Genomic DNA, 23593 nt, shown 5'->3' with positions numbered 1-23593 from the left:
ATGAGTATTTAGAAAAGAGTGAAAGAATTGGCTTTACCAGTACAAATTGAGATCGAAGGTGCACGGGTGCACAACTTGAAGAACATCAACGTGAATATCCCACTTCATAAATTTGTGGCTATCTCAGGATTATCCGGCTCAGGAAAATCATCCTTGGCGATGGGAGTTCTTTATGAAGAAGGGTCTCGTCGATATCTTGATGCACTTTCTACTTACATGCGTCGGCGAATTAAACAAGGTTCACAAGCAGATGTAACAAGTGTTAAACATATTCCATCAGCTTTAGCTTTACGCCAGCGTCCAAGTGTCCCTAACGAAAGAGCGACTGTTGGTACAACTACTGAAACATTTAACTTAGTCCGCCTAATTTTCTCTCGCCTTGGGTCACCAGTGTGCCCTAATGGTCATCGTTTAGAGCCTAGCCTTGAAATTGCAGAAGCAATGAGTAGATCAGATGATGATATGGGGAAAATTGTTTGTCCAGTCTGCGGCGTGAAGTTCTCTGTACCGGGTGCTGAAGATTTTGCTTTTAATTCGGGAGGAGCTTGTACAAATTGTGGCGGCACAGGTAAGGTGCGCCAACTTGATGAAAATAAATTGATCGCTGATGAGAATTTAACGGTTGAAGAAGGGGCTATTGCTTCATGGAGCTTGCCAGGTCGTAATTTCATGCCAAGTGTTGCTCAACATGCTGGAGTAAGAATTGATGTACCTTATAAAGATTTAACTGATAAGGAAAAAGAATTCCTGTTAAATGGCCCAGAAAAGAAATATAAGATGGATTTTCTATCAGGTACCGGTCGCGTTTTTCATGATTTCAATGCGTTATATGAAAATGCTCATCAGGCTGTATTGCGCTCTGCAGAAAGCAGTAAGAGTGAACGTGCACAGAAGAGGATTGCGGAATTCTTTACTTACTCAACTTGTCCAGTTTGTCATGGTACACGGCTTAAGCCTGAGCTACTCAAGCAATTAGTCAATGGTAAAAATATTGCGGAAGTTCAAGAAATTCAACTTGGTAACTTACCTAAGTTTTTTGAAGAAGCATTAACTAAACTACCTAAAAATATGCACAAAATGGCTTCGGTTTTGATCAATGAATTTGGCAATAACTTAGATCCATTACTTGATCTTGGGCCTGATTATTTGACTATGGAGCGGGCAGGGAACACCTTATCCACAGGTGAGCTTCAACGAATTCAATTAGCTAGAACTTTAAGAACCGAAACCACTGGCGTTTTGTACGTTTTAGATGAGCCTTCAATAGGTCTTCATCCAGCTAATGTGGACGGCTTGATCAAAGTCTTGCGCAAATTAGTTGATCAGGGTAATTCTTTAGTAGTTGTGGATCATAATGTGGATATCATTAAAGCAGCCGATGAAATTATCGAAATTGGACCAGGATCTGGAGACGCTGGTGGACAAATTTTAGATCAAGGTACGCCTGAAGAAATTAGTAAGAAAACCGATTCTTTGATTGCCCCATACTTAAATGGCACTGCTAAACTGTTTGCTCATAAAATTGCGGATAAAGTAAATTCACAACAAATTACTTTTTCGGTGGATAATTATTTCAACTTGCACAATGTAAAAGCGGGTATTCCGCTCAATCAAATGACTGCGGTAACGGGCTTTTCCGGAGCTGGAAAGACAAGCTTGATCTTAGATTCATTGGTGCCAGCAATTCAAAATGAAGCAAAAGGAAAGAAGTTACCAAAACAGATCAAAGAATTTGATTCACCTGTGCATAACGTTGTAAGTGTTGATGCTTCGCCAATCGGTAAAAGTACTCGTTCAACGGTTGCAACTTACACCACGATTATGGACAATTTGCGTAAGTTATTCGCTCAGCAGCCGTTAGCCAAAGAAAAGCACTATACGTCAAGCTACTTTTCTTACAATAATAAGCAAGGAGCTTGCCCTACTTGTGGTGGGACGGGGATTGTGACACTAGATATTCAGTTCTTGCCAGATATGGAGCAGACGTGTCCAACTTGTCACGGTGACCGGTATAATCCAGAAATCCAAAAGGTGAAGTGGAATGGTCACTCAATTGTGGATATTTTGAACTTGGACATTAACGAAGCTCTACCTGTGTTTAAAAATATGCATAAGATCGAAAAGGAATTGAAATTACTGAAAGAGGTTGGACTAGATTATCTACATTTGGGTGAAAGTACACCAACTTTATCCGGTGGTGAAGCCCAGCGCTTGAAATTAGTGACACATTTAAGCCATAAGCAAGATGATACTTTGTTTGTTTTTGACGAGCCGACAATTGGCCTGCACCCACTTGATGTGAAGGTTCTAGTTCAAGTGATGCAAAAGTTGCTAGATCAAGGCGCAACAGTGATTACGATTACGCATGATCTTAATCTGATTTGTAATTGTGATTATCTTGTGGATTTAGGACCACGAGGTGGTGAAAATGGTGGACAAATTGTGGCTGAAGGCCGTCCACTTGATTTAATTAAGAAGCCAAAGAGTTTAACAATTGAGTATTTGGCGGATTATCTAAAAAATTTTGAAAAGTAGAAGCGAAAATCTTGTCTTGTGCTAAAATCAAACTATAGATGGAGGGCAAAAAAATGAGAAATCTAATGGAAGGTGTTGGCTTACATAATGACATCAGCCCTGAAGATAATGAGTTGATGATTAAGATTCGAGAGTTGGTAAATAGTGATCCAGATTTGCTTGGAAACGAAGATATTATGAAGTTTGTCGAAGTTGCTTTATTTCGTGCAAGCAAAAATGAGCCTAGAAATGTAATTGCCAAAGAACTCGATGAAGAACTATCAGGTTATTTAGTTAAGAATAAATTCAAAGCTCCTGAAGGTGTAAAAAAATTGCAAGCCGTATTAAAGCCATATACAGAAGTTTTGTAGATTGTAATGTCTAGCGTAAGCTAGGCTTTTTTTAACTCTAAAAATAGACCGCTGACAAAAAGTAAGCTATAATATTTGTGTGATTAAATTAGTAATACGAGGGAGGATTTTTCATGAGTAAGATCTTCATATTTGGTGGCTCTGGTCGTGTAGCAACAGAACTTATTAAGGATTTAGTTGCTGATGGAAATGAAGTTGTCGCGGCAGCTCGTCATCCAGAAAATGTAATAAGACTTGATGGAGTTACAGCAGACAAACTCGATTTACATGCCAATATTGATGAAATTGCTAGTCAAATTAAGGGTAGTGATATTGTTTACTTTACTGCAGGTTCACGTGGCAAAGATTTAATTCAAACAGATGCCCTTGGTGCAATTAAGACGATGATTGCTAGTGAAAAAGTCGGAATTAAGCGTTACGTCATGCTCAGTTCAATGTACAGCTTAGACATCGATGCGTTCAACAGTATTCCAGGTCTTGAAGATTATTTGGCAGCTAAGTTCTTTGCTGATACGTATTTGAAGGATTCTACTAACCTTGAATACACAATTTTGCAACCAACTAATTTGACTGAAAAAGCAGCAACAGGCAAAATTAGCTTAGATATTACTACTTCTAAAGAAAATACCATTCCAGATGTTGCTAGAGTGCTTGCTGATATTATTAAATATCCAAACACAGTTGGAAAAGTTATTGAAATGACAGGCGGTAATACTGAAATTGAAGAGGCGCTTAAGAGCATTAAATAGTTAAAGCGGACCAAATTGGTCCGCTTTTTTGTTGAAAAATACCGAATTGGTCAAAAAAGCGACCGAATTTGATCACTTTTACTTTTATCCCACATTATCTTTTAGAATGATGTATAAGATTTGACAGAAATAGCATTCTATATTACTGTATTAAATAGATAATACAGTGAAACGAAATGGATTATTTTAGTGGGGGATGGAAAAATGTTATACATTTTATATATTTTGCTTGGACTTTTGATTGTTTTGGGTGTTGATTGCGCAATTACCGCTTTTTTGGCAATTCGCGATACTTTGAAATACCAAAAAGAAGATCGTATGAGTTTTACTGCCGCTTTTATGAAGTATTTTGCTAAGAATAATAATATTCCGACTAGCTTTTCAGATATTTTCGAGTAGGTGATTAAAGTGAAAACTTATCAGACAATCTTGTATCCTTTGATTTGCTTTTTCTCATTGATTTTATCGTTAGCGGTCTTTGCCAAGCTAGTGGGAGATAGCAATATCTTATTTACTTTAGATGTTATAGCTCAAGTACGCTTTGCTTCTTTAGTTCTGTATGCAATTTTGATCGTTTTTGGAGGATACCTGTTAATTAAGATGCGCAGCGTTGCAGTTTGCATTGTGGCAGGATTGATCTTTTTATTGTCTGCTTGTTACTTGATGCAAGGTCCAGCACAATTTACACTTTTGATCTATTACTTCTTATATTCTGGCGTTTTAGCTGTTTTAGCAATCAAACAATTGAAAACTAAATAAGAAAAATTGACTTTGGATTTGTTCAAAGTCTTTTTTTATGCAAGTAAATGACGAATTTTGAATAAAAGTAAATAAAAGTGACATTTTTTGAAGAAAAATGATTGATTTTGATGGAGAAAGCGAATACAATAATTATCGAGGTGAGAAATGATGCTGACACAAGAACGCCAAAGTTTAATTGAAGATTACGTTAATCAACACGAATTGTGCCGCGTTAGCGAATTATGCGATTTAACTGACACATCTGAATCAACTATCCGTCGTGATTTGATTCAAATGGAAAAAAATGGCATTCTCAAGCGAGTTCACGGTGGTGCACAGTCAGTTAAGCATTTCTCGCGTGATGTTTCCCAAAACGTCCGCTTCAATCTGAACCATGAGGTTAAGATTGCAATTGCTAAATATGCAGCTGAACACTTTGTTAAACAAGGTGATAACGTCTTTATTGACGCAGGAACAACTACTTATGAAATAGTTCCGTTTCTCGCTGAGATTCCTAACGTTAAAATTATCACTAATGGTGTTGAAACTGCTTTATGCAGCTTGAATCATGGTATTAAGACTTTCCTAGTCGGCGGCGAAGTTAAAGATGACACTCACGCCGCAGTTGGTCAGACAGCTTTAAATCAGATTAAAGCAATGAATTTTTCAGCTAGCTTCGTTGGAGCTAATGGAATTGAAAAAAATGGTAATTTAACTACACCAGATCCTGAAGAAGCTGCGGTTAAAGCAGCCGAAATTAAGCAAGCTAGACGTGCATATGTCTTAGCTGATAGCAGTAAGATTGGTGAGCGAAATTTTGCCGTTTTTGCTAATACCAATGACGTTGTTGTGGTAACAGACAAGATTAAATTAAGTCAAAAAAAGGCATTACCTGCCGATATAAATCTAGAGGAGGTTATGGAATGATTTATACAGTAACTGTTAATCCAGCGCTTGACTACGTTCTTCAATTAGAAAAGGTTAACCGCGGAGAAGTTAACAGAACTAATAATGATTCATTTTTAGCTGGGGGTAAGGGAATCAACGTTTCTCAAATCCTTAATCAATTGAATGTTGACAATACTGCTTGGGGCTTCGTTGGCGGCTTTACTGGTAAGGAATTAGTTCGTCAATTGAATCAAAAGAGAATTGAAAGTGACTTTGTTACTATTTCAGACAATACTCGTGTGAACGTTAAGATTCACGCTGAAAAAGAAACTGAAATCAATGCAGCTGGTCCAGAAATCACTAATCAAGAAATCGTTGCCTTCAAAGATCGTTTGAACGATTTGAAAAAGGGCGACATCGTTGTAATGAGTGGTTCACTTACTCCAAGTCTTCCTACTGATTTTTATCAATCACTTCTTCCAACTATTAAAGAAGCTGGTGCAGAATTCGTAGTTGACACTACTGGACAAGCTTTACTTGATACTTTGGAATACCAACCATTAGTTATTAAGCCAAACCATCATGAATTGGCAGATTTGTTTAACACTACTTTTGATTCAAGTGACGTTATGCTTGAATACGCACAAAAGTTGCTTAACATGGGTGCACAAAACGTTATGATTTCAATGGCTGGTGATGGTGGCTACCTCTTAACTCAAGATCATGTTTACCACGCTAAGGGTGCGGTTGGTACAGCCGTTAACTCAGTTGGTGCAGGTGACTCAATGATCGCAGGTTTTGTTGGAACTTACTTTGAAACTGGCGATGCTGCTGAAAGCTTTAGAATGGGAATGGCATGTGGTGCCGCTACAGCATTTACTAAGGATATTGCAGTTAAGAGTCAAATTGATGCTGTTCTTCCACAAATTAAGGTTGAACAAATTTCCTAAAACTTATAGGAAGGGATGAATAATCACATGAGAATTAAGGACATTTTAAGTACCGAATCTATGATTATGGACCTCAAGGCTGATAACAAAGAAGAAGCCATTAAAGAAATGGCTGACCTTGAAGTCAAGACTGGCATTGTTAACAATGAAGATGAATTCATCAAGTCTATTTGGGCTCGTGAAAATGAATCAACCACTGGTATCGGTGGCGGAATTGCAATGCCTCACGCAAGAAACAAGTATATCAACAAGGCACGTGTTCTTTTTGCTAAGAGCAAAAAGGGGATTGATTATAACTCATTAGATGGTCAACCTGTTCACTTGTTCTTCATGATTACTGCTCCAGACGGTGCTGACAACACTCACTTGCAAGCTTTGGCAAAATTGTCAGGTTTACTTGTTAACCCAGACTTAGTTGAAGCTTTGAAGAAGGCTGAAACTCCTGAAGATGTTATCAAGCTTTTTGAAGATGCAGAAGATAAGAAGGATGCTGAAGATAAAGCAGCTGAAGAAAAGAGAAAAGCCGCAGCAAATAAACCTGCCGATAATAGCAAGCCATTAATCGTTGGTGTTACTGCATGTATTAACGGTATTGCCCACACTTACATGGCTGAAGAAGCTTTGATTAAGGCTGGTGAAAAGCGCGGCATCGAAGTTAGAATTGAAACTAACGGTTCAGAAGGTGTTAAGCATGAATTAACTCCTGATGAAATTAAGCGCGCTAAAGGTGTTATTATCGCTTCAGATAAGAAGGTTGACATGCCTCGTTTTGATGGCAAGCCTTTGACTAACCACCCAGTTGTTGATGGGATTAATAAGCCTGACGAATTAATCGACGCTATTATGGATGGTGACGCAAGTGTTTACCATGCAAGTAGTGCTGATAAAGAAGAATCAAGTGCTAAGTCATCTGGCGGTGGCGTATGGCACTCAATCTACCAAAACTTAATGAACGGTATCAGCCACATGCTTCCATTCGTTATCGGTGGTGGTATCTTGATGGCCATCTCCTTCATCGTTGAAAACTACATGGCTGGTGGTGCTAAGAACCCTGCATTTATCTTCTTAAATTCGGCTGGTAACTTAGCCTTTGCCTTCATGGTTCCTGTACTTTCAGCTTACATCGCTGAATCAATCGGTGATCTTCCAGCCTTAATGCCAGGTTTTGTTGGTGGATACATGGCCTCAATTGTTAATGGGACTAACGGCTTGACTGTTAATGTTCAGGCTCATTCAGTTTCACCAGCAGGATTCTTAGGTGGTCTTGCTTCAGGTTTTATTGCTGGTTACTTGATGATTGGTCTTAAGAAGTTGTTTGCTAAACTTCCTAAGTCAGTTGAAGGTATGAAGCCAATGCTGCTTTACCCAATCCTTGGATTGCTTCTAATTGCAGCAATTATGTACTACATCATCAATCCAATCTTCAGTACTATTAACTTAGCCCTTACTCACTTCTTGAACAGTATGGGTACTGGTAACTTGGCAATCTTGACTACTATCTTGGCAGGTATGATGGCTATCGATATGGGTGGACCTTTCAACAAGGCTGCTTATGTCTTTGCTTCAGGTGCCTTTGCTAACGATCCAAAATCAGCTACAGCTGCAGTTATGATGGCTGCTGTTATGGTTGGTGGTATGATTCCACCATTTGCTACTGCAATTGGTACTACTTTCTTTAAGAACAAGTTTACTGAAGAAGAACGCCGTGCCGGTGTATCTAACTGGGTACTTGGCTTCTCCTTTATTACCGAAGGTGCCATTCCATTTGCTGCAGGTGACCCAGGTCACGTTATTCCATCATGTGTGATCGGTTCAGCTGTCGGTGGTTTACTTGTAGGTTTATGGCATATTCAAGTGCCAGCACCTCACGGTGGACTTTGGGTATCACCACTTGCTAACCACATTTTGCTATACTTCTTAGCAACCATCATTGGTTCAATTGTGGCTGGTGTTATTTTAGGATTCTGGAAGAAACCAGTTAAAGATTAAGAAACTACAACTCTAAAAACCCTAAAAACATTGATAGAGTAATGAAATTAAATAATATATGTTATTATTTAAAAGACTGTACATTTCCGTCAAAAAGTATTATTATAAAGACATCTTGATGATCTCTACTTAATTCAAGATACTCTGTTATGTTTTGCGTCACTGAAAAGTGACGTTTTTTTGTACTTGAAATCAGGTTACAAATAGTAAGCAACAATAGTTATAAAAAATAAGTAAAAATAATTGACAAGAAAACTCAAAAAGATTACTCTAATATGATTTAGAAAAACAGCAACATTTTCTAAATTATAAATAAAATAGAATTTTGAGGAAAAAAGATGAAAATAAGACAAAAACTTGTTTATGTAGGTTTATTAATAATGACCGTATTTACTTTAGCTGCATGTAGTAACCAAAAGAGTAAAAATGGTAAGATTACAATTGTAACTACGACCAATGTTTATTCTGATATTGCTAAACAAATCGCAGGTAAATATGGTGATGTGAGTGCAATTATTACTAAGTCTGCAACAGATCCACATGATTTTGAACCAACTACTAATGATGCTAAACGCGTGAATAACGCTGATATTATCGTAGCTAATGGAATGGGCTATGATAACTGGATGAATAAGTTGGCTAAGTCGGTTAATAAGAAGCCGGTTTTGGTTGGAGAGGATTTGATGCACTTAAAGCACAATGATAATCCTCATATTTGGTACAATTTAACTATGCCAAAAAAATATACTGATTATTTGGTAAAAAGACTCAGTAAGCTTGATAAGAAGCATGCAGCATATTTCAAAAATAACCAAAAGAAATATTTAGCTAAGATTGATCAAATTAGACAACTTGCTAAAAAAGCTGATGGTAAGAATAAAAAACCAGTCTTTGTTAGTGAACCGGTCTTTGACTACGCTTTAGAAGAAGCAGGCTACAAGATTGGCGATAAGGACTTTGAAGAAGCAATTGAAAACGGAACTGATCCAAGTCCTAAGATGATTGGTTCAATGACAAATGCTATTAAGCAAAAGAAGATTGCCTTCTTTGTTAATAATACTCAAGCAAGTAGTTCAACTGTTAATACTTTTGTGAAGCTTGCTAAGCAAAATAAAATTCCAGTCTTAAACGTTAGAGAAACTATTCCTGACAACACTTCTTACCTTGCATGGATGAAACAAAATTATCAAGCCTTAGTTAACGTGAGTCGATAACGAGAATTTTAATTGAGAAAAGAGGCTACTGAAGTGATTTTAACCGTAAAAGATCTCACAATGAGATTTGATACTAAAACAGTTTTCAGTAATCTAAACTTCGAGCTGCAAGAAGGATCGATGACGGCACTGCTTGGCCCTAATGGTACTGGTAAAACTACGCTGATTAATATCTTAATGAACTTATTAGTTCCAACTAGTGGTAGCTTCGAGTTTGATAAGGGAGTTAAGCTCGGCTATGTACCTCAGTTCAGAAATATTGACGCAGAATATCCTTTGTCAATTAAGTCATTTGTTAGTTTGAACGCGCCATTGATCAAGACAAAAGCCGTTAAAGAAGAGATAGAGCATGAACTTGAAGAAACTAACCTATTGGATATCAAAAATACCAGAATGGGTGAAGCTTCAGGTGGACAAAAACAGCGGGCATACTTAGCTCAGGCACTTCTTGATAAACCCAATATGATTATTCTGGATGAAGCAACAGCCAGTTTAGATCCTGTAGCCAAAGAAGAGCTGATGAAGTTAATTAGCCATTTGAATGAAGAACACAAGATGACTGTTTTGTTTGTTACTCATGATGTGCCATTAGCGCGTAAGTACATGGATGAATATTTGTATTTAAATCATGGAACGATCAAACAAGGAAAGATGAGTGAGTTTGAGGGGGATTACGAATAATGTTTCAATATGAATTTATGCGTTATGCCTTCTTAGCAAGTACTTTTATTGCAGTAACTTGTGGGATCGTTGGAGTTTATGTGGTCGCTAGAAATTTTAGCTTTTTAGCTCACACATTATCAGAAATTGGTTTTGCAGGGGCAGCTTTTGCAGTGTTTTTAGGAATTTCACCTTTATGGGGGATGTTGCTATTTACACTACTTGGATCAATTAGTGTTGGAGAACTTTCAATGCATAGTGATCAAAAAGAAAGTTCCATTTCAGCTATTTCAGCTTTGTTCATCGGGTTGGGTGTGCTTTTCTTGGCTATTTCAGGCTCAAATAGCCGTTATGCGACGAATATTTTATTCGGTAGTATTATCGGTGTAGACAAGCAAGGCGTCCAGCAGCTGGTTGTTTTGTCCGTAATTATCTTAGTAATGATTTTTGCGGTACAAAAGCAATTAAACTTTGACTCTTTTGATCACATTGGAGCTTTAGCTCACGGGATTAAAACTGGGTTAGTCGGAGTAATTTTCTTAATTGCTTTGGCGATGGCTGTTTCAATTGGTTCACAAATTGTTGGATCGTTACTTGTCTTTATTTTGTTAACATTGCCGTCTTCGACTGCGCGCTACTTAGGTAGAACGATTCCAGCAATGATTGCTTGGTCGGTTGCGATTGCCTTATTTGGGGTCTGGTGCGGTCTGTACCTTGGTTTTATCACTAATTGGCCAGTTACCTTCTTTATTTCTGTAATTGAAGTAGTGGTCTATTTAGCCGCTTATTTTACACATGTAATAAGACATAAGTTATAAGAATAGAGGAAATTTCCTACTTTTGGAGTTTCCTCTATTTTTTTTCACAAAGTAAAGCGTATAATAAAAATAAAAAGAAAGCGGTTACGAAAGGAGTTAAAATATGACTAGTTACTTTAAGGGGTTTCCACAAAGCGATCGAAATGAAAAGATTGATATGATCAATGTTGATGAATTGGAAGAAAGAGCAAAGAAAGTAATGCCTGAAGGAGCATACTACTACATTGCCTCAGGTTCAGAAAATGAATGGACTTGGAGAGCTAATACCTCAGCCTTTAATCACTATCAAATTGTGCCACGTGCGTTAACTGGCATGGACAATCCATCAACTGAAACAGAGTTTATGGGGATGAAATTAAAGACTCCTATAATGATTTCTCCAATTGCTTGTCATGGGATCGCTCATAAAGATGCGGAAGTTGCTACTCAAGAAGGTGCAGCTGCAGCTGGTGCACTATTTTCATCAAGTACATATGCTAACAAGAGTGTTGAAGATATTGCAGCTGCAGCACCAGATGCACCAAGATTCTTCCAACTTTATTTGAGTAAAGATTGGGACTTCAACAAGATGGTCTTTGAAGCAATTAACAAGGCTGGATACAAGGGGATCTTCTTAACAGTAGACGCTTTGGTATCAGGCTATCGTGAAGCAAACTTGAGAACTAAGTTCACGTATCCAGTGCCACTTGACTTCTTCACTCGCTACTTAGGCGGAAAGGGTGAAGGCCAAAGTGTTGCACAAATGTATGCTTCAAGTGCTCAAAATATTTCCCCAGCTGATGTTGAAAGAATTAAGAAAGAATCAGGTTTGCCAGTCTTTATTAAAGGGGTAATGTGTGCAGAAGATGCATATAAGGCACTTGGCGCCGGTGCAGATGGTATTTACGTAACTAACCATGGCGGTCGCGAGGTTGATGGAGCTCCTGCAACTATCGATGTTTTGCCAGAAATTGCTAAGGCGGTAAATCACCGTGTTCCAATTATTTTTGATTCCGGTGTTCGCCGTGGTTCTCACGTCTTTAAGGCTTTAGCAATGGGTGCTGACTTAGTTGGAATTGGTCGCCCATACCTCTATGGATTAGCTCTTGGCGGTGCAAAAGGTGTGGAGAGTGTTATTGATCAACTTGACGATGAACTCAAGATTGATATGCAATTGACTGGCTGCAAGACAATTGATGATGTTAAGCACGCTAAGATTGACAGTATTCATTATGGTCGCGATGATTTACCTTCAAACACTGATCCATCAAGAATAAAGCCATATCCTAAGACTGCTGATAACCAAATTAAGCAAGAAGCTGAAACTGATGCAACTTCAGGTGCTTCTCATCACTAGGATTAAATGAAAAAAGGCAGCTATTTAAGCAAATTTGCTTAGTAGCTGTCTTTTTCTTCGTCATCTTTTGCTTTTTCTTCGTCAAATAGGGTAAAATGACTAAGCAAAAATGTCAGTGACGAAGAAAGAAGGTGCCTGTTTGAAAGAATTTAATTATCAGACTCTCAATAATTTAAAGCTTGATAATACGTTAATTAATAAATTAACCACAATTTATCAATTACGTGGTGAAACAAGCAGTTTTGATATTAATTATCATGAAGAATTGGAAAGATTGATTGAAGTTGCTAAAGTTCAGAGTACCGACGCATCTAACAGAATTGAAGGGATTTTTACAACAGATTCAAGGCTAAACAAAATTATGTCGGACAAAGTAGAGCCGCGTGATCGTGATGAGCGAGAAATTGCGGGCTATCGGGATGTCTTGAGCATTATCCATGAGAATTATCGTTATATGCCTATTAGCAAGAATACAATTTTGAGTATGCATAATATGCTGTTTAAATATGCTGGTGATTCCTGGGGCGGTCAATTTAAAGATATCAATAATAGGATCATTGCTAAGTATACAGATGGACACGAAGAAGTTAGATTCACTCCACCAGAAGCATTTTTGGTGCCAGATTTAATTGATAATTTATGTAATCAATATAATCAAGCCCTTGACAGAGGCGAGATTTCACCGCTAATCTTATCAGCAGCCTTTGTATTTGATTTTGTTTCTATTCACCCATTTCGTGATGGGAATGGTAGAATGTCGCGGCTCTTAATGTTGTTAACGATGTATCGCTCTGGATTTGAAGTTGGAAAATATATCAGTGTGGAAAAGATTATCGAAGAAAGTAAAGAAAGCTATTATGATGCTTTGGCTGATAGTTCAATTGCTTGGAACGATAATAAAAACGATTATGCGCCATTTATCAACTATTATCTTGGAGTCATTGTTAAAGCTTACCGAGAATTGATTGAAAGAATTGGACTTGTCCATAATCATCAAGAACTATCTGCGGATAAGTTAATCTTAAAAACACTGCAGCAGCAACTGCGACCGCTGTCTCGCAGCGAGCTAGTCGAATTAATTCCGCAATATAGCCAAACAACTATCCAACGTAATCTAAAGAAGTTAAAAGATGAGGAAAAAATTCAGTCGATTGGAAAAAGTAGAAATATTAAGTATATTCTTAGTCAAAAATAATTTTTCTTAGTCAAATATGGTAAAATGACTAAGCAAAAATGTCAGTGACGAAGAAAAAAGCTCATGCGATACATAATGTATCAACATGAGCCTTTTTTCATATATGCAATTTTTTAGTAATCGTAATCATGGTGATGACTTGGCACACGGTAAGCATAAGCCGCAATAAATGGCTTGTAACCTACACCAATTGCCAAGGCAGTCACATCTTGACCGTTAACTTTCTTTTGAACTAAACCATATGAAGTACCGTTTCCAGCGCCAGCAGTCCAACCATTAACATTTAACCATTGAATACCATCTTTGTTAAAGATGCTAGCATTACCCCAAGTCATTGTTTGGTCAATGATGAAGTGGTATTTCTTATAATTACGAGCATATTTACTTGTTTTGGCAAGATCAGCTTGGTAAAGCTTAATTCCATCAACGTGGTGCTTCCCAATTCTGACTTTATAAAGTTTATCGTGTTTTTGACCAAGCAAAGCAGAGCCCTTATAGACCCACTTGCCACGCATGTTAGCTGGAGTAACAACATGACCAATTCTGCCGTAAGAAGCAGCTTGAACGTTATCTTTATAGCCGAAGGCAAATAAAGAAGCAAAAACAGCGATTGTAAAGATAATTTTCTTTTTCATAATAATCACTTTTCCCCTATGTTTTCTTACTCTTATTAAAGCATGGATTGGGTGGTGAGAGAAGATAAATTGGTGATTTAATGAAAAAAACTGCTTCAACGAGAAGCAGTTTTTGTGATGTGAGAAATTTTACTTTCCTTTTATGTTATATATGTAGTTTGGGATTAAGTCAAACTAATTTTTTAAAATTTGCCAATTAATTTTTCGAATTCATCTAGACGCTTTTCAAATGAAGCAAAAGCAGCTTCTAAATAGTCAGGCTTCGTCATATCAACGCCAGCATTCTTCATGATTTCAACTGGATAATCACTTGAACCGGCTTTAAGAAAGCCTAAGTATTTTTCACGATCTTCATCACTGCCGTGAACAATCTTGTCTGACAAAGCAGCGGCTGCCGCAAAACCAGTTGCGTATTGGTAAACGTAGAAATTGTAGTAGAAGTGAGGGATACGTGCCCATTCCTTAGCAATATCGCCACCTTCTTCAACGCTATCACCGTAGTAGCGCTGATTCAAATCGCCGTAGAATTTGTCCAAAATATCGGCAGTCAATGGTTGACCTTTAGCATCAGCTTCGTGGATAAATTGTTCAAATTCCGCAAATTGAGCTTGTCTAAATAAAGTTCCCTTGAAGGCATCGAGATAGTAATTTAAGACAAAAGCACGAGTCTTTGGATCAGTAATGTGATCTAAGAAGTATTCAGTTAAGATGTTTTCGTTAGTAGTTGAAGCAATTTCAGCTACGAAAATTGGGTAATCACCGTAAGCATAAGGCTGAGTATTTCTTGTGTACCAAGAGTGAACTGAGTGGCCAGTTTCGTGGACTAAAGTGTAAAGGGAATCCACGTTATTTTCCCAATTGAGTAATTCATATGGATCGGTATCGTATGAACCACCTGAATATGCGCCGGTTACCTTGTTCTTAGATTCGACAACATCAATTATACGGTTATTGAAGATGTAATCAACATGCTTAAGGTAATCTTCGCCAAGTGGAGCTAAGGCCTTCTTAGCTTCTTCTTTAGCTTCTTCGAATGTGTAAGTTAAAGCTGGCTTACCAGTCAAAGGAACGTACATGTCCCACATTTGTAAGTCTTTTAAGCCCAAAATCTTCTTGCGTAGGTTTACATAGCGGTGAAGTAAGTCTAAGTGGCTGTCGACTTCTTTGATTAAAGTGTCATAAACAACTGTAGGGACGTTATTTTCAGCTAAAGCAGCGTCACGTGCAGAATCAAACTTGTGGGCCTTAGCGTTGAAATTATGAGCCTTAACGTTACCAGACAAAGTTGAAGCAAGGGAATTTTCAAATTGACCATAGCTTGCATACATCACGTCAAAGGCGTTTTTACGTACCTTGCGGTCTTGAGATTGAATCAAAAGTGAGTAAAGGCCGTCTGACAATTGGACCATTTCACCATTTTCGTCTTGAACGTAGCCGTATTCCATATCAGAATTAGTCAACACATTGAAGGTGCTTGCTGAAACGTTTAATGCGTCAGAAGCATCAGCAATGATTTTTTCTTGTTCAGCTGGCAAGGTGTGAGGACGCTTCTTGGTGATCACTTCTAACAAATGATCATAATCTTTAAGGCGGGGTTCATCTTGCTTGAACTTTTCTAATTCTTCAGCGGGAATTGCCAGAATCTCAGGGTTAGTAAAAGAAGTTGCGGCTTCAAATTGTGCGGTTAAGCTTTGAACGCGAGCAACGTAACCTAAATAATGAGCATCAGCTGTATCAACATCGCTAGACATTGTAGCGTAGACATAAACTTTTTCTAAACGGCGGCTAACGCCAAGCATTTGGGTTAAACCTTCGTATAAGGCTTTGCCACTAGTAAAGCTGCCTTTTAAGCTTGATAAGTCAGCAATATCGTTTTTAACGTTTTCAAATTCGTTTTCCCATTCTTGGTCATCTTTGAAGACGCGGGTCAAATCCCATTTAAGTTCTTCAGGAACTTCGTTTCTTGCAGGTATAGCCATAAGAATTCTCCTTTAATAAAACTAATAAATTATAAGTTAAATACTACTACCAAAAAGTAGTTCATCAAACTAAAAAGATAAGTAATTTTTAAATTTGTGTGACATTATTTTCTTCAATATATAAAAGTGTTACAAATAATAAAGAATATTTTTTCTAATTCGAAGGGAAAAGGAATATCGAATGGATCCAAACTCCAAGAGAAGAGAAGACTACCGCAGAAATAATTCGTCATTAAACCTAAAGCGAAATGGCGCTTTTGCTGCAAATAAAGCACCTAAAAAGCCAAAGGGACATATAGTTGCACGAATTATTGGAATTGTCGCGGTTTTAGCCGTTTGTTTTGCTGGCGCATGGGCGGCCCATCTATACTTTACTTTACATAGCGCAATTGATGGCCAAAGCGGAAACAATTCGGCGACTTCAGCTAAGATTGCTAATCGGCAACCAATTTCAATTTTGATTTTGGGTGTTGACCAAGGTATTGAAGGCCGCCATGATCAAGGTAATTCAGATACTTTGATTTTGGCAACGGCTAACCCTGATAAAAATAAGGCAACAATGACTTCAATCCCGCGTGATACTTTGGCAGATATTAAGGGTGATCCTGGAAACAAATATTTTATGTTCCGGATTAACTCGGCTTATGAAATCGGTGGCAATACAGCAGCTAGAAAAACCGTATCAAGCTTGCTTAATACTCCGATTGATTATTATCTAGAAGTTAATATGAAAGCTTTAAAGAGCTTGGTAAATGCAGTTGGTGGTGTTGATGTCAACGTTCCGTTTGATTTCTCGTACGACTGGTGTGATTTCCACAAAGGTAAACAGCACTTAAATGGCCGCCATGCTGTGGCTTATGTCAGAATGAGAAAGGAAGATCCGCGAGGCGATTATGGTCGTCAACTTCGTCAAAGACAGGTAATTGAAGCTGTAGCAAGAAAAGCTATGTCAGTTAATACTATTACCAACTACCGTAAGTTAGTAACGATCTTTACTAAATATGTCAAAACTAATTTAACCTTTAATGATATGTTTGCCTTAGCTATGAACTATCGTGGCTGTATGAAGAATCTTAAGTCAGGCTACATTCAAGGACATGATGCCTGGATTAATGGATCTTCAATTCAAGTTGCATCAACTGCAGAATTACAGAAAAAATCTGATCAGATCAGAACTAATCTAGGTTTAGCCAAAGAAACTTTGAATAATGAAGAAACCCGTCAGAATCGCTTGAATACTGAACAAAATCATGTTAAATGGAAAGATCCTAATCCATTTACTAACTATCAAGTTTTTGAACTAAATAGTGATACACCTGAATCAGGTAGTAGTTCGTCGAATGGATCTTCTAGTCAAAGTTCTACTTCTTCATCCAGTTCTTCTGGTAAAAAGTTCCTTGATTTTTTTAAATAAATGAAAAAAATAATAAAGTTCAAAATAACATTGTAATTTTTTTAAGCCCGCTTGTTGGGCTTTTTTTACGTGTTAAATAACTGCGCGCTGTCGGATTGAGCCGCTTAAGAAGAATAATCTATAATTAAAATAAGATAACATTGCTGAAAGCGCATAAGCGTGCGACTTGCAAGGAAAAAATGGAGGTGTAAACTTAAATTGAAGATAATTTTGTATGAGGAATTAGAAATTCGACGGAGGCGTAATTATGGATGTGTTAAGTTTGGCACGTTTCCAATTCGCAATGACAACTGTCTTTCACTTTTTCTTTGTACCATTTTCAATTGGTACGGTATTCGTAGTTGCCATTATGGAATCGATGTACGTGCGTACAGGAAATCCTAGTTACAAAAAAATGACGAAGTTCTGGGGAAACATTTTCCTTTTGAGTTTTGCAGTGGGAGTTGTAACTGGGCTTATCCAAGAATTCCAGTTTGGTATGAACTGGTCTGATTATTCAAGATTTATGGGTGACATTTTTGGGGCTCCACTAGCTTTTGAAGCACTATTGTCATTCTTTATTGAATCAACTTTTATTGGTCTTTGGATGTTTACCTGGGATCGCGTTAAGAAGGGCTTACACCTATTCTTTGCTTGGATGATCGTGTTTGGTACAGTAACTTCAGCACTTTGGATTTTGACAGCTAATTCATTTATGCAGCACCCAGTAGGCTTTACTTTAAGAAATGGTCGTGCTGAAATGTCAAACTTCGGTGCACTTTTGACTAACCCACAATTAATGTATGAATTGGGGCACGTACTCACTGGCGCTTTACTTACAGGTGCAACTATTATTACTGGATTAGCAGCTTTCCAATTACTAAAAAAGCATGACTTGTCAGAAGCTAACAAGGCTATTTACCACAAGACAATGCGTATTGGTATGGTTTTAATGTTGATCTTCTCATTAGGTTCAATTGCAGTAGGTGACGTGCAAATGCGCTATACCATTACTGAACAACCAATGAAGTTTGCCGCTACTGAAGCTGTCTATAAGACAACTGGTGAAAGAGCACCGTGGACTGTAGTTGCTATTGCTAACCCTAAGACGCATGAAGTTAAGGGAATTGATATTCCTGACATGTTAAGTATTCTTTCATACGGTAAAACTACAGGTTCTGTAAAAGGTATGGAAGAAGTAAATAAAGAACTACAAAAGAAATATGGAACTACAATTGATAACCATAAGATGGATTACTATGTTCCAGTAAACACTTTGTTCTGGTCATTTAGAATTATGTGTGGATTTGCTGCACTATTATTCTTAATGTCATTAATTGGGTTAATTGTTACTCGTAAAGGTAAGAAGGGCAATCGTTTCTTCCTTTGGATTATGGCATTATTGACCTTCTCACCATTCCTTGCAAACACTGCAGGTTGGCTCATTACTGAACTTGGTCGTGCACCTTGGACAGTTTACGGTTTATTTACTATTGCTCAAAGCGTTTCACCTTCAGTAACAGCAGGACAATTGCTCTTCTCAAATATTGTTTACTTCTGCTTGTTCACAACATTAGCCATCATTTTGATTGGTTTGATCGTTCGCTTCTTGCATAACGATCCAGAAGAATATGCTGCTAAAGAAGACGCTAAGAGAATGGATCCATTTGCAAAGGAGGCCTTCTAAAATGTCAATCTTGCAATTTTTATGGTTCGTCTTAATTGGAGTATTGTTCTCAGGCTTCTTCTTCCTTGACGGCTTTGACTTCGGGGTTGGAATGGCAGTTGAGACATTAGCCCATACAGAAGACGAAAAAACTCAAGTAATTAGTACCATTGGGCCAGTTTGGGACGGTAACGAAGTTTGGCTTATTACAGCCGGCGGTGCCATGTTTGCATCATTCCCATACTGGTATGCTACTTTGTTTTCAGGTTACTACATTATCTTACTTTTGATTTTGGTTGGTTTGATTCTTCGCGGGGTTTCATTTGAATTCCGTAAGCACAGCCCAGAATATCGCAAGCCAGTTTGGGATAAGACAATGGCAATTGGTAGTCTGATGGCAACCTTCTTCTTAGGTGTAATGTTCATTTCAATGATTAAAGGGATGCCAATTGATGCTAAAGGTAATATGAGCGCTAGCTTCTGGGATTACATTAATTGGTTCTCAGTTGTCGGCGGGATTGCTTTGACCTTGCTTTGTTACATGCATGGGTTGAACTACATCACCATCAAGACTAAGGGTGTTATTTCTGAGAGAGCTCAAAATTATGCTAAAGCTCTTTACTACGTCCTTTATGCAGGCGAAGTTGTCTTTGCGTTGTTACTACTTTTCCAAACTGACTTTATTAAAGTTCACCCAATTTTGACTTTACTTTGCTTAGTCTTAATCGTTGGCTTTACTGTTGGTGGACATGTTGCAGTATTTAGAAATGCACAAGCAGCTGCCTTAACTTGCAGTGGTTTAACTTTAATTTCACTTGTTGCTTTGATTTTCTGTGGCTTGTTCCCACGCGTGATGATCTCATCTATTAGCAGTAAGTACGATTTAATGATTCAAAGTGCTTCATCTTCAAACTACACTTTAATTGTCATGACTATTGCAACTGTTATTTTGGTACCTTGCGTTTTGGCTTACACGATTTGGGCTTACTGGATGTTCCGCAAGCGTATTTCAATGCCAAAGATTGGTGAGGTTAAGTAATGATTGATCGACAGCTATTTAAACTTGCTGGCGCTAGTTCAATCGTAAAAAAACTTGCAGTGCTTGAAGTTCTGCAAGCTTTTTTTATAATGGGACAAGCGTTATCGCTTAGCTTTGTTTTAACTAAGTTATGGCAAGGAAAGTCCCTAGATATAGTTTTATTATTAGTATTTATTGCATGTTTTACTTGCAGGCAATTCTTAAATGCTGTGAGTGATTCGTGGCTGACGGATTATTCAAGCGAAGTTTCAGAGAATTTGAGAGCTGAATTACTAGAAAAAGTCTTTGATGAAGGACAGGCGCTAGTGCAAAAGCAGGGAACTGGGTCGCTGATTACCATGTCCTTAGATGGAATTGACGAAGTAAGAAATTACATTAAGTTGATCTATAGTAAGGTTCTAGAAATGATGATTGTTCCAGTTTTGCTTTTTATTGGGATGCTTTTTCTTGATTGGAAATCAGCAGTGATCTTACTGACAACTTATCCATTGATTGTTTTATTCATGATTATTTTGGGAAAATCAGCTCAAGATAAGGCAATTAAACAGTTTGGTAATTTTCAAGTTTTGTCCAATAACTTCATTGATTCCTTGCGCGGAATTGATACTTTGAAATATTTAGGTTTAAGTAAGCTGTACTCTAACAGTATTTTTAAGACCAGTGAAGGTTTTAGAAAGAGGACAATGTCAGTCTTAAAAGTAGCGATGTTGTCAACTTTTGCACTTGATTTCTTCACTACTTTATCAATTGCAATTATTGCAGTTTTCCTTGGTTTTGACCTAATGAATGGCAAGATCAATTTATTCCCAGCTTTAGGAATTTTGATTTTGGCACCGGAATATTTCTTACCGATTCGTAATTTTGCCGGTGACTTTCACGCAACTTTGAATGGAAAGAATGCTTTTGCTCGCATTAACGAATTGATCAATTTGCCCAAAGAACCAAGTGAAGAAATTTCGCTTCATGATTGGCGTGATAGCGATGAATTGATTGTTTCTAACTTGCGCTTTAACTATAAGGAAGGCGCCGAGATTGGTCCAGTAAATTTAACTGTTAAAGGCTATCAAAAGATTGGAATTGTCGGTATGAGTGGGTCAGGGAAAACTACTTTGATCAACTTACTTAGCGGTTTTTTGACACCTATTGATGCAGAGATTAATATTCAAGACCGCGCCGTAAATACGATGAACATTCCAGACTGGCAAAAGCAAATGATCTATATTCCACAGCAACCTTATGTTTTCACTAAGAGTTTGCGCGAAAATATTGCCTTTTATACACCAAATGCGAGTGATGAAGAAATTAAAGAAGCTATTCATGTAATGGGGCTAGATGATTTATTAAATGACTTACCAGAAGGTCTTGATACTGTAATTGGACAAGGTAAGCGGGTCTTATCTGGTGGTCAAGCACAAAGAATTGCATTGGCTCGAGCTCTTTTAGATCAAGAACGAAAAATAATGATCTTTGATGAACCGACAGCGCATTTGGATATTGAAACTGAGATTGATTTAAAAAAGCGGATGATCCCATTGATGAATCAACGTTTAGTCTTGTTTGCGACTCATAGATTGCATTGGCTAAAAGAAATGGATTATATCTTAGTGATGAACCATGGTCAATTAGTTGAACAAGGAACGCTTGAAGAACTTCAAGAAAGTGATGGTTACTTCAAGCAGTTAACTAAGCAAATGAAGGGTGAGCGAGATGATTAATAAGATTCCAATTTTAAAAGCATTAAAAAACGATCGCTGGGTTCGCCCGTTCATTAAACAATATAAAAAGACACTAATTTTAGCTATATTTCTTGGGATTTTAACTTTCATTTGTGGTGGCGGATTAATGTTTTGCGCCGGCTACTTAATTAGTAAAGCTGCGACAAAACCTGAAAATATTCTATTGATTTATGTTCCTATTGTATTGACTAGAGCTTTTGGAATTGCCAGACCAGCAGTGCGGTATATCGAACGATTAGTGAGTCACAATTGGGTGTTAAAGATGACTTCTAAATTTAGACAGAAGCTCTATGATTCACTGGAAAAGGACGCCACAACCTTTACTAGTAAATACCAATTGGGGGATGTGTTAGGGCTACTTTCAGATGATGTTAGTCACATCCAAAATCTCTATTTGAGAACGATCTTCCCAATGTTTGTTGCCTATGGTCTATACGCAGTTATTGTAATTGGACTTGGAGCATTGTCACCTCTAATGGGATTATGGATGCTCTTAGTATATGGCCTTATGATTTTTGCTATTCCAATCTGGTCAGTTCTAGTTAACGGTGCACGTCAAAGCTATCAAAAGCAGGTTCAAGATGAACTTTACATTGATTTAACTGATAACGTTATGGGTGTTACCGATTGGATTTTGTCTGGTCGTAGTAATGAATTTTTAAAATTACACGTTAATAGTCAGAAGAACTTGCTTGTTGTTAATAGAGCAATGAAAAAGTTTGAACGTCTTCGTGATTTTTTGGTTCAAATGCTATATCTTTTGATTATTGTTAGCTTAGTCATTTGGGGTTCAATCAAGTTTGGCGGGCGTTCGTATGACTATACTAATTGGATTGCTGCCTTCGTTTTGGCTGTTTTTCCAATGGTTGAAGCATTTGCAGCATTGCCTGCTGCTGCTCAAGAAACAAATGTCTATAAGGATTCGCTTGATCGCTTAAATAATTTGCCAAAAGCAGACAATAAAAAAATAAAAGAGATCAACATAACCGCGCCTTATGAGATTTCCTTAATAGATGTCCGTTATACGTATCCTAAGACTGAAAAAGAAGTCTTAAGAGGAATTAGCCTTGATATTAAACCTGGCGAAAAACTGGCAATTTTGGGTCGCTCAGGTGCAGGTAAAAGTACCTTAGCCTCTTTACTTCGTGGCGACTATTCGCCGACTAGTGGTCAAGTTACCTTAAATGGAATTGAAACTGACCAGTTTGGTGACCAAATGGCAAAATATTTTAGTGTCATTAACCAAAAACCGTACTTATTTAACACGACAATTGCTAACAACTTACGATTAGGTAATGAAGATGCAAATGAAGAGCAGTTATGGGATGTGTTAAGACGAGTTGGTCTTGATGAAATGGTGCAAAATTTACCAAAAGGTTTAGATACCGAAGTTGATGAAGCTGGTTTGCGGTTTTCTGGAGGTGAAAGACACCGTTTGGCGTTAGCCCGAATTTTACTGAAAGATACGCCAATTGTGTTGTTAGATGAGCCGACTGTGGGACTCGATCCAGTAACTGAACAAGCGGTGATTGATACATTTATGAGTCAGTTAAAAACTAAGACATTGATTTGGATTACTCACCACTTGAAAGGAATCGACCAAATGGATCAGGTTGTGTTCATTGAAAATGGACGAATTAATATGCAAGGGTCGCCGCAAGAATTATGGGAAAATGAAAAACGCTATCGTGAATTAAAGCGCGCAGATCAAGGTATTTAG

20 protein-coding genes are annotated in these 23593 nt (G+C 37.7%); 18 read left to right on the top strand and 2 right to left on the bottom strand.

Features of this window, described 5'->3' with window-relative positions; translation table 11 throughout:
- The first annotated feature begins 27 nt into the window (after positions 1-27).
- The 13 genes from FC46_RS02810 to FC46_RS02750 all read left to right on the top strand — a co-directional run bounded on the left by FC46_RS02810 (position 28) and on the right by FC46_RS02750 (position 13425).
- Positions 28-2535 (top strand): excinuclease ABC subunit UvrA, encoded by a 2508-nt coding sequence (locus FC46_RS02810; RefSeq protein ID WP_057797627.1) that lies wholly within the window; start codon positions 28-30, stop codon positions 2533-2535.
- 53 nt (positions 2536-2588) lie between these two features.
- Positions 2589-2885 (top strand): bacteriocin immunity protein, encoded by a 297-nt coding sequence (locus FC46_RS02805; protein WP_236702285.1) that lies wholly within the window; start codon positions 2589-2591, stop codon positions 2883-2885.
- 113 nt (positions 2886-2998) lie between these two features.
- Positions 2999-3634 (top strand): SDR family oxidoreductase, encoded by a 636-nt coding sequence (locus FC46_RS02800; RefSeq protein ID WP_057797623.1) that lies wholly within the window; start codon positions 2999-3001, stop codon positions 3632-3634.
- 204 nt (positions 3635-3838) lie between these two features.
- Positions 3839-4033: a hypothetical protein gene (locus tag FC46_RS02795; RefSeq protein ID WP_057797621.1), complete on the top strand. Its 195-nt coding sequence runs from the start codon at positions 3839-3841 to the stop codon at positions 4031-4033.
- A 9-nt stretch (positions 4034-4042) separates the two neighbouring features.
- Entirely contained in the window at positions 4043-4393 is a 351-nt protein-coding gene (locus tag FC46_RS02790; RefSeq protein WP_057797620.1) for a hypothetical protein, read from the top strand.
- Positions 4394-4543: 150 nt separating this feature from the next.
- Entirely contained in the window at positions 4544-5302 is a 759-nt protein-coding gene (locus FC46_RS02785) for a DeoR/GlpR family DNA-binding transcription regulator (RefSeq protein WP_057797704.1), read from the top strand.
- Positions 5299-6213, top strand: coding sequence for a 1-phosphofructokinase (gene pfkB / locus FC46_RS02780; RefSeq protein ID WP_057797618.1), 915 nt, complete (start codon positions 5299-5301; stop codon positions 6211-6213). The genes FC46_RS02785 and pfkB overlap by 4 nt, the downstream gene beginning before the upstream one ends.
- A 27-nt stretch (positions 6214-6240) precedes the next feature.
- Entirely contained in the window at positions 6241-8202 is a 1962-nt protein-coding gene (locus FC46_RS02775) for a PTS fructose transporter subunit IIABC (RefSeq protein ID WP_057797616.1), read from the top strand.
- Positions 8203-8540: 338 nt separating this feature from the next.
- On the top strand, positions 8541-9416 hold the full coding sequence (locus FC46_RS02770) for a metal ABC transporter solute-binding protein, Zn/Mn family (RefSeq protein ID WP_057797614.1): 876 nt from the start codon (positions 8541-8543) through the stop codon (positions 9414-9416).
- A 33-nt stretch (positions 9417-9449) separates the two neighbouring features.
- On the top strand, positions 9450-10097 hold the full coding sequence (locus FC46_RS02765) for a metal ABC transporter ATP-binding protein (RefSeq protein WP_057797613.1): 648 nt from the start codon (positions 9450-9452) through the stop codon (positions 10095-10097).
- On the top strand, positions 10097-10894 hold the full coding sequence (locus tag FC46_RS02760) for a metal ABC transporter permease (RefSeq protein WP_057797610.1): 798 nt from the start codon (positions 10097-10099) through the stop codon (positions 10892-10894). The genes FC46_RS02765 and FC46_RS02760 overlap by 1 nt, the downstream gene beginning before the upstream one ends.
- 103 nt (positions 10895-10997) lie before the next feature.
- Positions 10998-12230 (top strand): lactate oxidase, encoded by a 1233-nt coding sequence (locus FC46_RS02755; RefSeq protein ID WP_057797608.1) that lies wholly within the window; start codon positions 10998-11000, stop codon positions 12228-12230.
- A 139-nt stretch (positions 12231-12369) separates the two neighbouring features.
- Complete coding sequence (locus tag FC46_RS02750; protein WP_057797606.1) at positions 12370-13425, top strand: Fic family protein; 1056 nt, start codon at positions 12370-12372, stop codon at positions 13423-13425.
- Positions 13426-13538: 113 nt separating this feature from the next.
- Here the strand turns inward: FC46_RS02750 and FC46_RS02745 are convergent, their stop codons facing one another.
- Both FC46_RS02745 and pepF read right to left on the bottom strand, forming a co-directional pair.
- On the bottom strand, positions 13539-14060 hold the full coding sequence (locus tag FC46_RS02745; RefSeq protein WP_057797604.1) for a hypothetical protein: 522 nt from the start codon (positions 14058-14060) through the stop codon (positions 13539-13541).
- Positions 14061-14242: 182 nt separating this feature from the next.
- Entirely contained in the window at positions 14243-16039 is a 1797-nt protein-coding gene (gene pepF / locus FC46_RS02740; RefSeq protein ID WP_057797602.1) for an oligoendopeptidase F, read from the bottom strand.
- Between the two features lie 181 nt (positions 16040-16220).
- Here pepF and FC46_RS02735 point away from each other — a divergent pair, with 181 nt between their 5' ends.
- From FC46_RS02735 to cydC, 5 genes are all read left to right on the top strand, one after another.
- Positions 16221-17453: an LCP family glycopolymer transferase gene (locus FC46_RS02735; RefSeq protein WP_057797600.1), complete on the top strand. Its 1233-nt coding sequence runs from the start codon at positions 16221-16223 to the stop codon at positions 17451-17453.
- A 247-nt stretch (positions 17454-17700) separates the two neighbouring features.
- Entirely contained in the window at positions 17701-19119 is a 1419-nt protein-coding gene (locus tag FC46_RS02730; protein WP_057797598.1) for a cytochrome ubiquinol oxidase subunit I, read from the top strand.
- A 1-nt stretch (position 19120) separates the two neighbouring features.
- Positions 19121-20137: a cytochrome d ubiquinol oxidase subunit II gene (gene cydB / locus FC46_RS02725; protein WP_057797595.1), complete on the top strand. Its 1017-nt coding sequence runs from the start codon at positions 19121-19123 to the stop codon at positions 20135-20137.
- A complete protein-coding gene (gene cydD / locus FC46_RS02720; RefSeq protein WP_057797593.1) occupies positions 20137-21852 on the top strand; it encodes a thiol reductant ABC exporter subunit CydD in 1716 nt (571 codons plus the stop codon). Before cydB ends, cydD begins: the two co-directional genes overlap by 1 nt.
- Positions 21845-23593 carry a thiol reductant ABC exporter subunit CydC gene (cydC, locus tag FC46_RS02715; protein WP_057797591.1) on the top strand — a complete coding sequence of 583 codons (1749 nt, stop codon included), beginning with the start codon at positions 21845-21847 and terminating at the stop codon, positions 23591-23593. The genes cydD and cydC overlap by 8 nt, the downstream gene beginning before the upstream one ends.

This window comes from Lactobacillus kalixensis DSM 16043, assembly GCF_001434335.1.
Taxonomy (GTDB): Bacteria; Bacillota; Bacilli; order Lactobacillales; family Lactobacillaceae; genus Lactobacillus; species Lactobacillus kalixensis.
The sequence above is the reverse complement of the archived record's forward strand: the minus strand, read 5'-3'. Positions and strand labels throughout refer to the sequence as shown.

Excerpts from the sequence above, each read along its gene's own strand:
- FC46_RS02805 (WP_236702285.1), top strand. The coding sequence starts at position 2,589 with ATGAGAAATCTAATGGAAGGTGTTGGCTTACATAATGACATCAGCCCT.
- FC46_RS02800 (WP_057797623.1), top strand. The coding sequence starts at position 2,999 with ATGAGTAAGATCTTCATATTTGGTGGCTCTGGTCGTGTAGCAACAGAA.
- FC46_RS02795 (WP_057797621.1), top strand. The coding sequence starts at position 3,839 with ATGTTATACATTTTATATATTTTGCTTGGACTTTTGATTGTTTTGGGT.
- FC46_RS02785 (WP_057797704.1), top strand. The coding sequence starts at position 4,544 with ATGCTGACACAAGAACGCCAAAGTTTAATTGAAGATTACGTTAATCAA.
- pfkB (WP_057797618.1), top strand. The coding sequence starts at position 5,299 with ATGATTTATACAGTAACTGTTAATCCAGCGCTTGACTACGTTCTTCAA.
- FC46_RS02775 (WP_057797616.1), top strand. The coding sequence starts at position 6,241 with ATGAGAATTAAGGACATTTTAAGTACCGAATCTATGATTATGGACCTC.
- FC46_RS02770 (WP_057797614.1), top strand. The coding sequence starts at position 8,541 with ATGAAAATAAGACAAAAACTTGTTTATGTAGGTTTATTAATAATGACC.
- FC46_RS02760 (WP_057797610.1), top strand. The coding sequence starts at position 10,097 with ATGTTTCAATATGAATTTATGCGTTATGCCTTCTTAGCAAGTACTTTT.
- FC46_RS02755 (WP_057797608.1), top strand. The coding sequence starts at position 10,998 with ATGACTAGTTACTTTAAGGGGTTTCCACAAAGCGATCGAAATGAAAAG.
- FC46_RS02745 (WP_057797604.1), bottom strand. The coding sequence starts at position 14,060 with ATGAAAAAGAAAATTATCTTTACAATCGCTGTTTTTGCTTCTTTATTT.
- pepF (WP_057797602.1), bottom strand. The coding sequence starts at position 16,039 with ATGGCTATACCTGCAAGAAACGAAGTTCCTGAAGAACTTAAATGGGAT.
- FC46_RS02735 (WP_057797600.1), top strand. The coding sequence starts at position 16,221 with ATGGATCCAAACTCCAAGAGAAGAGAAGACTACCGCAGAAATAATTCG.
- FC46_RS02730 (WP_057797598.1), top strand. The coding sequence starts at position 17,701 with ATGGATGTGTTAAGTTTGGCACGTTTCCAATTCGCAATGACAACTGTC.
- cydB (WP_057797595.1), top strand. The coding sequence starts at position 19,121 with ATGTCAATCTTGCAATTTTTATGGTTCGTCTTAATTGGAGTATTGTTC.
- cydD (WP_057797593.1), top strand. The coding sequence starts at position 20,137 with ATGATTGATCGACAGCTATTTAAACTTGCTGGCGCTAGTTCAATCGTA.
- cydC (WP_057797591.1), top strand. The coding sequence starts at position 21,845 with ATGATTAATAAGATTCCAATTTTAAAAGCATTAAAAAACGATCGCTGG.